Here is a 10,240-nt window from a genome sequence, read left to right as displayed (position 1 = left end):
CCCCACGATCTAGGCGTGGAGTTCCTTCACCTGCTCCTCATTGATCTCGGGATTCTTTCTGCCACCGCGTTCAAACACGCCGGAGGCGCCCTCAAAGAGCGCACGTTTCCATTGATGGATCATCGTCGGATGCACCCCGAACCGGCTTGCCAGCTCGGCGGCGGTCTCCTCACCCTTCAAGGCTTCCAGCGCGACCTTCGCCTTAAATTCAGGCGCATGTTGTTTGCGTTTCGACATCTCTGATCTCCTTTTCGTCGAAGATCAGCAGACTGCAAATCGTAGCTTACGTCACTGTCCGAATTTCGGGGGGTAGCTCAGTGTGGGTAATCGCGTATCGCAAATAGGCTACCGCCCCTTTGCTTAGGCCGAGAACCCGACGGCCGCTTTCGATCATTTTCAAGAGGTCCCAGCGCGTCATGCCAGCCGGCAACCCCCGGTGCGTCAACTGATTACTCATGCGGCACCTCCACGAATAAAAGTCGCAAAGATTGCATGCTTAGGCAGAAGCGGGTAAACTGAGATTAGACAGCTTAACTGAGAGCTTGTGACCCCGATCGCGCCCGCCAGCGCGTCGGGGTTTTCTTTTGGAAATTTGCGAATCTGTGTGACCGCACAGTTTCGTACATTTACGAAACCTGCGGAAAATCCCGTAAGCGATTGATTTAATTGGTCGGAGCGAGAGGATTCGAACCTCCGGCCCCTGCCTCCCGAAGACAGTGCTCTACCAGGCTGAGCTACGCTCCGACCGTGAGGGGCGGAATATAGCGACATTGCGGGTTTTGCAAGAGCCAATTCCATGTTTCATAACATGGTTCAGCGAAGTTTTCCGCGTCTGACAAAGGGAGATATTCGGAAGGACGCTGCCGAAGAGGCGCGGGAGCGGGTTCGGAGTACGGGGGTGTTCTCCGAATGACCTCCGTGCGACTCGCGGAAAACAATGTAAAGACCCGAGAGGATGATGATGCCTGCCCCGATGACTGTCGGCGAATCGATCGTTTCGCCAAAGATGAAATAACCGAAAATCGTGGCCCAAATGATCTGGGAATATTGCATAGGCGCAACGATGGCGGCTTCGGATGCGCGATAGGCAAAGATCAGGATCACACCGCCGCTAAAGCCCAGAATCGAGACCATCCCGATACCCCCAAGATCCATAAGCGGCAGCGGCTTGTAGAAGAAAGTCATTGCCAGCCCCATCACGAGGAAGTTCGCGATCAACGGGTAGAGCATCAGCACCGCAGTCCGCTCTTCGCGGCCCACCTTACGCACGACGACGGAGGCAAAGGCCCCGAAACCCGCGCAAGAGAGTGCAGCCAAATGTCCGGGAGTGATCTCCGTGGAGCCGGGGCGCAGAACCACAAGCACACCGACCAGCCCCATCACGACCGCAGCCCAACGGTGAAATCCAACCCGTTCACCCAACACCGGAATGGAGAGTATTGTGACGACCAAAGGCGTGGCAAAGATAAGCGCATAGACCTGCGCCAGAGGAAGCACAGAGAAGGCATAAAAGGCGGCGAGCGTGTTGCACATGGCCGCCAGCGTGCGAAACAGCGTCCACCACGGATGCACAGGGCGCAAATGGCCTTCGCTCCGGTCGCGGATCAACATGAACATCACAAGCGGAAAGGAAAACAGTGTAGAGAAAAAAATGATCTGGAACGGCGCATAGGTCCCGCCAAGGAATTTGATCACCACGTCATGCGTCGAAAAAACCGCGAAAGCGGCGAGGGCATAGAAAGCTCCCGTGATGTTCATGCGTCGGTCCTCCTCGGATGGCGCGGTCAGGTTAGAGTGTTTCACGGGAAACCCGAGTCACAGATTTTCGAGAAACGCTTAAAACGTAGTAATGTAGCGGGTCTGTCACAATCACCTTATGACACATAGATCATTGAGAAAGCGCTTTATCGCTGCATTTCGACAAGCTGCAAACACTCTCTTGCGTTTTCAACGCTTCAAACCCACATGTGTTCCATGTATCGCACGCAAAAATCTGCAACTTGTTGTTATTGTGGTTCCAGGACTGTTCTTACGCTCGGGAATGGTGTCCGCCACGAATTGAAATGTGCGGCCTGTGGCGCGCCTTTGTCGAAGATGAAATCCCTCCATCGGAGCTATGAGCAGGATTCGTTCAAGATCAAAGGCAAGAAATCGAAAAAATCCCACCCGACCACACGAGGCAAAGCCAAGAAGAAACGCAAATCCACCGCATACCGGTTGTTTGACCTTGCTGAAGACATTTTCGACTTATTCGACTAAATGAAAAAGGACGCCCGTAGGGCGCCCTTTCCTGTTCTTGTTCCGTGATACGTCAGATCAGAGCGACGCATCCAGAGCGGCCAGAATGGCGTCGCCCATACCCGAGGTCGAGACAGGCGTCACGCCCTCATCCGCCAGAAGGTCGGCTGTGCGCACACCGTCGGCCAGCACGTTCTCGATAGATTGCTCCAGACGAGTCGCCTCAGCGCCCTCATCGAACGAATAGCGCAGCGCCATCGCGAAGGAGAGGATACAGGCGATCGGGTTCGCCTTGCCTTGTCCTGCGATGTCAGGCGCAGAGCCGTGCACCGGCTCATACATGGCTTTCGGACGACCATTCGCCATCGGCGCACCAAGAGACGCAGAGGGCAACATGCCAAGCGAACCGGTGAGCATGGCGGCGCAATCGGAAAGCACATCGCCAAAGAGGTTGTCGGTCACGATCACGTCGAACTGTTTCGGCGCACGCACCAGCTGCATCGCGCCATTGTCGGCATACATATGCGACAGCTCGACCTCGGGGTAATCGGCGGAGACTTCGGTCACCACATCACGCCAGAGAATGCCCGATTCCATCACATTGGCTTTTTCCATGGAGCAGAGCTTCTTGTTCCGTTTCATCGCCAGTTCAAAAGCGGCAATCGCTGCGCGGCGGATTTCCGACTCGGTGTAACGCTGGGTGTTGATGCCGACACGCTCGTTGCCCTCGGTGATGATGCCACGCGGCTCACCGAAATAGATGCCAGATGTCAGTTCGCGCACGATCATGATGTCGAGACCGGCCACCACATCTTTTTTCAGCGAGGAGAAATCCGCCAGCGCGTCAAAGCATTGTGCCGGACGCAGGTTGGCAAAAAGGTCCATTTCTTTGCGCAGGCGTAGCAAGCCACGCTCCGGTTTCACGGAGAAATCGAGCACGTCATATTTCGGCCCGCCCACAGCGCCCAGAAGCACCGCGTCGACCTCTTGTGCCTTCGCCATGGTTTCGTCGGAGAGCGGCACACCATGTTTGTCATAGGCGGCCCCGCCCACGAGAGCGGTGGTCACATCGAACTTGAGGCCACGTTTTTCGCCAAACCAGTCGATAATGCGAACGACTTCGGCCATCACTTCAGGGCCAATACCGTCACCGGGGAGAATGAGAAGAGAAGGCGTGCTCATGATCGCGTCCAGTCCTTGTTGTTCTTAAGGTCGCAAGCGGCGTAGCGCCTGCCCGCCGCCGCGTCAAGGAAGCCGCGCCAGATCGACCCAGACAAGGCCGTGCCGAAAGGTGTTTTTTTCATTCGCGGCGTCAACCCAAGCGACACCGGCATCGAGAACCTCAAGACCGGAAGAAGGAAGCACATAATCCACACGCAGGTTTCCCGGCTGCGGATCATCCCAGTCGGCAGTGTCCAAAGCAGGGTCTCCCAGATGACCGGGATTGGCGACGGGGCCGCGCTGCGCCCGCGGTTGCGGGTCCTGAATACGGGGATCGGAAAGCAACGCATGCATCACCTCGCGCCGCCCGTCTCCGTCATACGGATCGAGATTGCTGTCTCCCAAAATGACGAAATCACCTTCGGGCGAGGAGAGCGGCAAGCCCCCGTCAAGATAGTGCAGCCAAAACCGCGTCTCATCCGCATTGCGCCGCCCGTTGCGGTCTTCCTCACCGTCAAACACTGGGGAGGTGGCCGTATAGCTGAACAGATGGAGCGGCGCCCCGTTCCACATCACAGGGACATCCCAATGTGCATGCGACGACAGACGCAGAATCTCCAAGTCATCATCATCAAAATATCCCTCCGGCAGAGCCGCCTCTGGCAGATCGCGCCAAAGCATCTCGGAAAAGTCGCGCACTTCCTGCGCTGCAATCGGCAAACGCGACAAAAGCGCCATTCCGCCCTGCCCTGTAAACTCGCCATAGGATTGCGCATCCTCGGGTTCGCCAAAACGGCCATCCTTATCCAGATCACGTCCTGTTGGGCGACCGGAGTTTCCGGGATGGGTAAAGATGGCGGGATAATCGAGATCTTGGGCAAAGGCGCGCAGACCGTGCCCGTCAAAGTCGGTATCAAACCCCGTGAGCAGCAAAATATCTGGAGAGACCACACGAATATGATCTTGCGCGGCTCGGATTTGCGGATCATCCCCTTTGAGAATATCGCGCAGCAAAAGCCCCGGCCCGTTACGCGTCAGTTCCACGGTCCAAGTGGCAACACGCAAGCGCTCCTGCGCGGCAGTTCCGAGGGGCATCAAGAGCAGAACAAGCGCCAGCCACCGCATTACGCAGGCGCATGATCCAGTTCGGCACGCGCATAGGCTTGACGCCGCTTTTCCGCGATCATCGAGGCAATCCGCCCCATCGCGATCCCGCGCATGAACAGAGACGAGGGCAGAAAGGCCCACGCCGCAACGGCCCAGATCAGGGATTGATCGCTTTCAACGCTTAGTGCGCCAAACGTGCTTGCGGCTGCTTTCAAGACCACAGGAATAAGGAAAGGCAGCAAAAACCCGATCACAACATTGATCCGTGCATCGCGTTTCAACCGCTTAACCACATCGCCGCCTGCGGTTGGGTCAAAGGTCGGAAGATTGATCCAGACATTAAAAGAGCCGGACCGGGACGGCCAATGTCGCACGCCCAGAACAATCAGGAAGATCGCCAGAGAAAGAAGAGAAATAAGATAGCTCAAGCCCGCCGCCTCGCGCATCAGTTCAATCTCTTGCGCAGAGCTGCCCGCAGGCAGGGCCAAGACCATCAGACGGACGGGCGAATAAGGGAAATCAAGGACGTAACCGATCAGCGCTCCGATGGCTCTGATAAATTCGGTCACGATGGTTGGGCTATAGGTGCCGCGGACAATCAACGCCAAAAACAGCACCGTGACAAACAACGCGGCAAAGCGCACGCGGTTGAACGGCGGCGCATCGCGAAATTCGACAAGCCCCGGATAGACCGACACATATTCAAAAAAGGTCAATGCCGCCGCGAAAAAAGCGACAAGGGCGATCACCTGTGCGGTATCTGCGGTCACGCTTGGCAAAAGCATAGACGGCACGATGACCAACAGGACCACCAAAAATGCGCGTAAAAGCGCTCCCAGCACGCGACGAACCACTGCCAATTTCCCTTCAAACTGGTTGAGCACGATACGACGCCGCGCTCTTTTCCCATTTTGATCCCGCCAAATATGACGGATTGCCTCAATATTGCCCAACTTTTGCCTTCTTTCGTCTTGTGCAGCAAGGATTGGTTAAGGTTAACGGGGCAAATCGGGCGGTTTCATGGAAGAAGCGGTGCGAAATTGCATCATTGCGCCCTGATTTCCATGTTTTTTCAAGGTATCTGCCACGTTTCAGAAAAAGAGGCGGGCCCGAAACGACTTGCAATGCGCGAGTCGGGGCCATGTCAGAAACGGCACGCCTGAGCCCATAGGACTAAAAATCACATCGGTGTCGCGCGCCATAGCCAAGCAGCGGAGCATATCAAGATGGCGGCGATGCGACCGCTCTCTGGCTGGCATTTTCCCGCCGGAATTGACGGGGAAATCTCGCCTATTTGCGAACCCCCGCGCAAAATTGCGCGACATTCCGCACCGCTACGGCGAGCAAATGCGCAAAATCTTTCTATTGTTTTCAGCTTCTTGAGACCTTGAGCGCGGGCTGTATCTCTCAGGGCAACGGTTCATAGCCGTTTCAATTCGCCCTTCACGGGCATCACACATGAAAGGACACACAATATGAAACCTATTGCTCTGACCCTCGGCGCTCTGACCTTCTTCGCGGCTCCGACGTTTGCCCAGACCACCTTGCTGGATAGTGACGAAAACGGCACCTACTCCATGGAAGAGATGCTGATGGTCTATCCCGACCTGACCGAAGAAAACTTCGCCCTGATTGACGCCGATGCAAGCGGCGAAGTCACCATCGAGGAACTGGCTATGGCGCAGTCCGAAGGCCTGCTTCCCGCGATGGAATAAGCCCTACGGAGGCGGCGGCCCATAAGGGTCGCCGTTTTCACAAACGATGGTTGCGCAGGAAAAGCCCGAACCCGATCAGGCCAGCCCCGTCCACCAACAGCTCGATGCCAAAGAAAATACCCAGAAGCGACAGGGAAATAGCCGCGAAATTCGCGAGGATATAGCCCCCCAAAAGCACCGTCACGGCTCCGGAGAGCAGCAGCGCCCAAAACAACCGGCTCTCCCGCATCCGCCACGCCATCAGCAGGCGGATCACACCGGAGGCGAGCAGAAACCCTGTGACCAGCATGGTCAGCGACACAGTGCCCTCCAAAGGATTGGCAATGAAGCTCACGCCGATCAACAGGCTGATCAGCCCCCAAATCAGCGTAAAGACCCGATTGTCATGCACAACACCGGAAAATCCAGCCCAAAGCTGCGCCACGCCGGCAATGGCGAAAAGCGAGCCCAGCATGATCGTGATCGCAAGCGAGGTCACAACCGCATTGCCCAGCGCAAGCAGGCCAAAGAGAAACATCAGGACACCGATTCCAACCCATGTTTTCCAATTCGTCATGACACTCTCCTATCTGTTTCAACCTAGATATAGGCATGCCGCCCCAAAAGAAAACGGCGACCAATGGCCGCCGCTTCACGATTCATGTCAATCTCTGTCCGAACTCAGACCCAAGGACGTTCCTGAGCCAGTTTGCTTTCAAACGCATCAATGTCTTTGACGTTGTTCATCGTCAGACCGATGTCGTCCAACCCTTCGAGCAGGCAATGTTTCTTGAACGCATCCACCTCGAAAGGGAACTCCTGACCGTCCGACGTGGTGACGACCTGATTTTCCAGATCCACAGTCATGCGGGCGTTGGAGCCTTTTTCGGCATCCTCCATCAACACATCCACAACCTCTTGCGGCATCACGATCGGCAGGATGCCGTTCTTGAAGCAGTTGTTGTAGAAAATGTCGGCAAAAGAGGTGGAAATCACGCATTTGATGCCAAAGTCGGCAATCGCCCAAGGCGCGTGTTCCCGCGAGGAACCACAACCGAAGTTGTCACCCGCCACAAGGATTTCCGCGTTGCGATATTGCGGTTTGTTGAGCACGAAACCGGGGATTTCATTGCCCTGACGGTCATAACGCATCTCGTCAAAGAGATTCACACCAAGGCCCGACCGCTTGATGGTCTTCAGAAACACTTTCGGGATAATCATATCCGTGTCGATGTTCACGAGCGGCATAGGGGCCGCGACGCCGGTCAGTTTTTCGAACTTTTCCATTTTGCGGCTCCTCAAGCAGTCTCGGTTTCGGTCATCAGCTCGCGCACATCGGTCAGATGACCGGTGATCGCAGCAGCAGCGGCCATCGCGGGAGACACAAGGTGCGTCCGCCCTTTATAGCCCTGACGGCCTTCGAAGTTGCGGTTCGAAGTCGAGGCGCAGCGCTCCCCTTCCGACAGTTGGTCGGGGTTCATGGCCAGACACATGGAACAACCCGCCAGACGCCATTCGAAACCGGCGTCCTTGAAAATATCGGCAAGACCTTCTTCCTCGGCCTGTGCACGCACAAGACCCGAACCCGGCACAACCATGGCCCGCATACCGTCTTTGATCTTCTTGCCTTTGAGGATCTCGGCAGCAGCGCGCAGATCTTCGATCCGGCCATTGGTGCACGACCCGATAAAGACCGTGTCGATCTCGATATCGGTGAGTTTCTGACCCGGTGTGAGGCCCATATATTCAATGGCACGTTTCGCCGCGTCGACCTTACCACCGGAGAAGCTCTCTGGATCAGGCACATTCGCGGTGATCGGCAGAACATCCTCGGGCGAGGTGCCCCATGTGACAACGGGCTCGATGTCTTCGCCCTTGAGCGTCACAACCTTGTCGAAATGAGCACCCTCGTCGGTATAGAGCGTTTTCCACCAGTTCAGAGCCGCTTCCCACTGTGCGCCTTTCGGTGCATGCGGACGACCTTTGACATATTCAAAGGTGGTTTCGTCGGGCGCGATAAGACCGGCACGGGCGCCGCCTTCAATCGCCATGTTACAGACGGTCATACGGCCTTCCATCGAAAGATCGCGGATCGCCTCACCACAATATTCGATGACATAGCCCGTGCCGCCAGCAGTGCCCGTTGCACCGATCACGGCAAGGGTGATGTCCTTGGCGGTCACGCCCGGCTTCAACTTGCCGGTGATCTCCACCTTCATATTCTTGGACTTCTTCTGGATCAGCGTTTGCGTGGCCAGAACATGCTCGACTTCGGAGGTGCCGATGCCGTGGGCCAGCGCACCGAACGCGCCGTGGGTGGCGGTGTGGCTGTCGCCGCAGACCACCGTCATACCCGGCAGGGTCCAGCCCTGTTCCGGCCCGACAATGTGCACGATCCCCTGACGCACGTCAGAGACCGGATAATAATGGATGCCGAAATCCTTGGCGTTCTTGTCGAGCGCATCAACCTGAATACGGCTTTCCTCGTTGGCGATCACGCCGGACACGCGATCCAGAGTGGTCGGCACGTTGTGATCCGGCACGGCAATGGTCTTGTCCGGCGCGCGCACGTCACGACCGGCAAGGCGCAGCCCTTCAAAGGCTTGCGGTGAGGTCACTTCGTGAACGAGGTGGCGATCAATATAAAGCAGGCAGGTGCCATCTTCCTGCTCATGGACAACATGGGCGTCCCAGATTTTATCATAGAGTGTCTTCGGGGCGGTCATTTCGCTCTCCCGTGGATGTTCTGTGGAATTTGTATGAAGTCAGCAGGCGCGCCGTGCACGCCAAACACCCCGCATCAAAGTCGGGCTAGGACGGAGTTCATCGCTCCGAAGAATCGCCAGGGCAACCAGGCCCGGTCCGTGATCTCAAACATGCGCTTCATAAGGTGTCACATATAGGCTGTGCGCGCGTCTCGCAAGGGAGATGCGCATCTATCCTCTTATTCGTGCATGTCTCGCAAAGGCAATGGACCGAAGGCGAGGGCCTAAACATTGAGATTTCACCAAAGCAATGCTATCTTAGTGTCATGCCCAGTGCCGGGGCGGACCGGCGCGTATCCCAAGGAGGACTATGTCCTGTCTCACGTACAGAGCGCGGCTGAGAATGCCGCAACACCGGAGGCGCCCATGACGGGAGCCATACCGGACCAGATCGGAGGCGAGCAATTGCTCGATTTCGTCACCAAGACCCTTGACCAAGACAAAGCCGAAGACATCGTGTCCATCGACCTTCAGGGCAAATCCGAAGTGGCCGATTATATGGTCATTTGTTCGGGTCGTTCGACCCGTCAGGTTTCGGCTATGGCAGAAAAACTGTCCGACACGCTGAAACAGCGGTTCGGTATCCTGTCCCGTGTCGAGGGCAAAGAGCAAGGCGATTGGGTGCTGATCGATGCGGGTGATGTGATCGTCCACATTTTCCGTCCGGAAGTGCGCGATTTCTACCAGCTCGAAAAAATGTGGATGTCTCCGGAAGACGCGAAAGCGGCGCTTGCGGGCAAAGCCAGCGAGAACTGATGCGAGTGCAGATTTGCGCTGTGGGCCGGCTGCGTGCCGGTCCCGAGGCGTCTCTGATTGACGATTACACCACCCGCTTCGACCGCACCGGACGGGCCTTAGGTCTTGGGCCGTTGAGCATCTCCGAGGTTGAGGACAAAAAGGGTGGCGGCATGAAAGCCGAGGCCACCCTCTTGCAACGCGCCCTGCCAAAAGGTGCCGTTCTCGTCACTATGGATGAGCGCGGCAAGCTTTTGTCCTCTCCGGAATTTGCCAGCAAACTGGCCGAATGGCGCGACGCGGGGCGCTCCGATGTGGCGTTTGTCATCGGAGGTGCGGACGGAATTGATCCGTCTCTGCGCGCGCAGGCAGATTTTTCCATTTCTCTGGGCAAGATGGTCTGGCCGCATATGCTGGCCCGCGCCATGTTGTGCGAACAACTATACCGCGCCGCCTCCATTTTGGCCGGTTCTCCCTATCACCGGACATGATTTAAATATTTTTACCACGAAGGAGCACAAATAAGTGCGCAAGTCGCAT

Annotated in this window: 12 protein-coding genes and 1 tRNA gene; 4 read left to right on the top strand and 9 right to left on the bottom strand. The window is 56.5% G+C overall.

From position 1 onward, the window contains the following. Positions 1-9: 9 nt before the first annotated feature. The 3 genes from BM152_RS11420 to BM152_RS11410 all read right to left on the bottom strand — a co-directional run bounded on the left by BM152_RS11420 (position 10) and on the right by BM152_RS11410 (position 1,758). Positions 10-237 (bottom strand): IS3 family transposase, encoded by a 228-nt coding sequence (locus tag BM152_RS11420; RefSeq protein ID WP_066598943.1) that lies wholly within the window; start codon positions 235-237, stop codon positions 10-12. Positions 238-667: 430 nt separating this feature from the next. After that, a tRNA-Pro gene (locus BM152_RS11415) sits at positions 668-744 on the bottom strand. 69 nt (positions 745-813) lie between these two features. Further along, positions 814-1,758, bottom strand: coding sequence for a DMT family transporter (locus BM152_RS11410; protein WP_066601233.1), 945 nt, complete (start codon positions 1,756-1,758; stop codon positions 814-816). A 327-nt stretch (positions 1,759-2,085) separates the two neighbouring features. On the opposite strand from BM152_RS11410, the gene BM152_RS19535 reads away from it, so the two are divergent. After that, on the top strand, positions 2,086-2,259 hold the full coding sequence (locus tag BM152_RS19535; RefSeq protein ID WP_231730488.1) for a hypothetical protein: 174 nt from the start codon (positions 2,086-2,088) through the stop codon (positions 2,257-2,259). A 57-nt stretch (positions 2,260-2,316) separates the two neighbouring features. Here BM152_RS19535 and leuB read toward each other — a convergent pair whose 3' ends face one another. From leuB to BM152_RS11390, 3 genes are all read right to left on the bottom strand, one after another. Further along, positions 2,317-3,420: a 3-isopropylmalate dehydrogenase gene (gene leuB, locus BM152_RS11400; protein WP_066601229.1), complete on the bottom strand. Its 1,104-nt coding sequence runs from the start codon at positions 3,418-3,420 to the stop codon at positions 2,317-2,319. Between the two features lie 63 nt (positions 3,421-3,483). Beyond that, on the bottom strand, positions 3,484-4,464 hold the full coding sequence (locus tag BM152_RS11395) for an endonuclease/exonuclease/phosphatase family protein (RefSeq protein WP_231730487.1): 981 nt from the start codon (positions 4,462-4,464) through the stop codon (positions 3,484-3,486). A gap of 59 nt (positions 4,465-4,523) precedes the next feature. Beyond that, positions 4,524-5,360: a hypothetical protein gene (locus BM152_RS11390; protein WP_066601247.1), complete on the bottom strand. Its 837-nt coding sequence runs from the start codon at positions 5,358-5,360 to the stop codon at positions 4,524-4,526. Between the two features lie 621 nt (positions 5,361-5,981). Here BM152_RS11390 and BM152_RS11385 point away from each other — a divergent pair. Further along, on the top strand, positions 5,982-6,221 hold the full coding sequence (locus BM152_RS11385) for an EF-hand domain-containing protein (RefSeq protein ID WP_066601225.1): 240 nt from the start codon (positions 5,982-5,984) through the stop codon (positions 6,219-6,221). A gap of 37 nt (positions 6,222-6,258) precedes the next feature. Here the strand turns inward: BM152_RS11385 and BM152_RS11380 are convergent, their stop codons facing one another. The 3 genes from BM152_RS11380 to leuC form a co-directional block, all read right to left on the bottom strand. Next, positions 6,259-6,777, bottom strand: coding sequence for an HdeD family acid-resistance protein (locus BM152_RS11380; RefSeq protein ID WP_066601222.1), 519 nt, complete (start codon positions 6,775-6,777; stop codon positions 6,259-6,261). 104 nt (positions 6,778-6,881) lie between these two features. Then, complete coding sequence (leuD, locus tag BM152_RS11375) at positions 6,882-7,487, bottom strand: 3-isopropylmalate dehydratase small subunit (RefSeq protein ID WP_066601218.1); 606 nt, start codon at positions 7,485-7,487, stop codon at positions 6,882-6,884. A gap of 11 nt (positions 7,488-7,498) precedes the next feature. Next, positions 7,499-8,926, bottom strand: a complete 1,428-nt coding sequence (gene leuC / locus BM152_RS11370) for a 3-isopropylmalate dehydratase large subunit (protein ID WP_066601217.1) — start codon at positions 8,924-8,926, stop codon at positions 7,499-7,501. A gap of 405 nt (positions 8,927-9,331) precedes the next feature. Here leuC and rsfS point away from each other — a divergent pair, with 405 nt between their 5' ends. Together rsfS and rlmH are read left to right on the top strand one after the other, a co-directional pair. Next, on the top strand, positions 9,332-9,721 hold the full coding sequence (gene rsfS, locus BM152_RS11365) for a ribosome silencing factor (protein ID WP_066601215.1): 390 nt from the start codon (positions 9,332-9,334) through the stop codon (positions 9,719-9,721). Beyond that, positions 9,721-10,191: a 23S rRNA (pseudouridine(1915)-N(3))-methyltransferase RlmH gene (rlmH, locus tag BM152_RS11360; RefSeq protein WP_066601213.1), complete on the top strand. Its 471-nt coding sequence runs from the start codon at positions 9,721-9,723 to the stop codon at positions 10,189-10,191. The genes rsfS and rlmH overlap by 1 nt, the downstream gene beginning before the upstream one ends. Positions 10,192-10,240: the final 49 nt, after the last annotated feature.

It is taken from the genome of Celeribacter halophilus (genome assembly GCF_900114135.1).
GTDB lineage: Bacteria > Pseudomonadota > Alphaproteobacteria > Rhodobacterales > Rhodobacteraceae > Celeribacter > Celeribacter halophilus.
This window is presented reverse-complemented; position numbering and strand designations above follow the sequence as displayed.

Excerpts from the sequence above, each read along its gene's own strand:
- BM152_RS11420 (WP_066598943.1), bottom strand. The coding sequence starts at position 237 with ATGTCGAAACGCAAACAACATGCGCCTGAATTTAAGGCGAAGGTCGCG.
- BM152_RS11410 (WP_066601233.1), bottom strand. The coding sequence starts at position 1,758 with ATGAACATCACGGGAGCTTTCTATGCCCTCGCCGCTTTCGCGGTTTTT.
- leuB (WP_066601229.1), bottom strand. The coding sequence starts at position 3,420 with ATGAGCACGCCTTCTCTTCTCATTCTCCCCGGTGACGGTATTGGCCCT.
- BM152_RS11385 (WP_066601225.1), top strand. The coding sequence starts at position 5,982 with ATGAAACCTATTGCTCTGACCCTCGGCGCTCTGACCTTCTTCGCGGCT.
- BM152_RS11380 (WP_066601222.1), bottom strand. The coding sequence starts at position 6,777 with ATGACGAATTGGAAAACATGGGTTGGAATCGGTGTCCTGATGTTTCTC.
- leuD (WP_066601218.1), bottom strand. The coding sequence starts at position 7,487 with ATGGAAAAGTTCGAAAAACTGACCGGCGTCGCGGCCCCTATGCCGCTC.
- leuC (WP_066601217.1), bottom strand. The coding sequence starts at position 8,926 with ATGACCGCCCCGAAGACACTCTATGATAAAATCTGGGACGCCCATGTT.
- rsfS (WP_066601215.1), top strand. The coding sequence starts at position 9,332 with ATGACGGGAGCCATACCGGACCAGATCGGAGGCGAGCAATTGCTCGAT.
- rlmH (WP_066601213.1), top strand. The coding sequence starts at position 9,721 with ATGCGAGTGCAGATTTGCGCTGTGGGCCGGCTGCGTGCCGGTCCCGAG.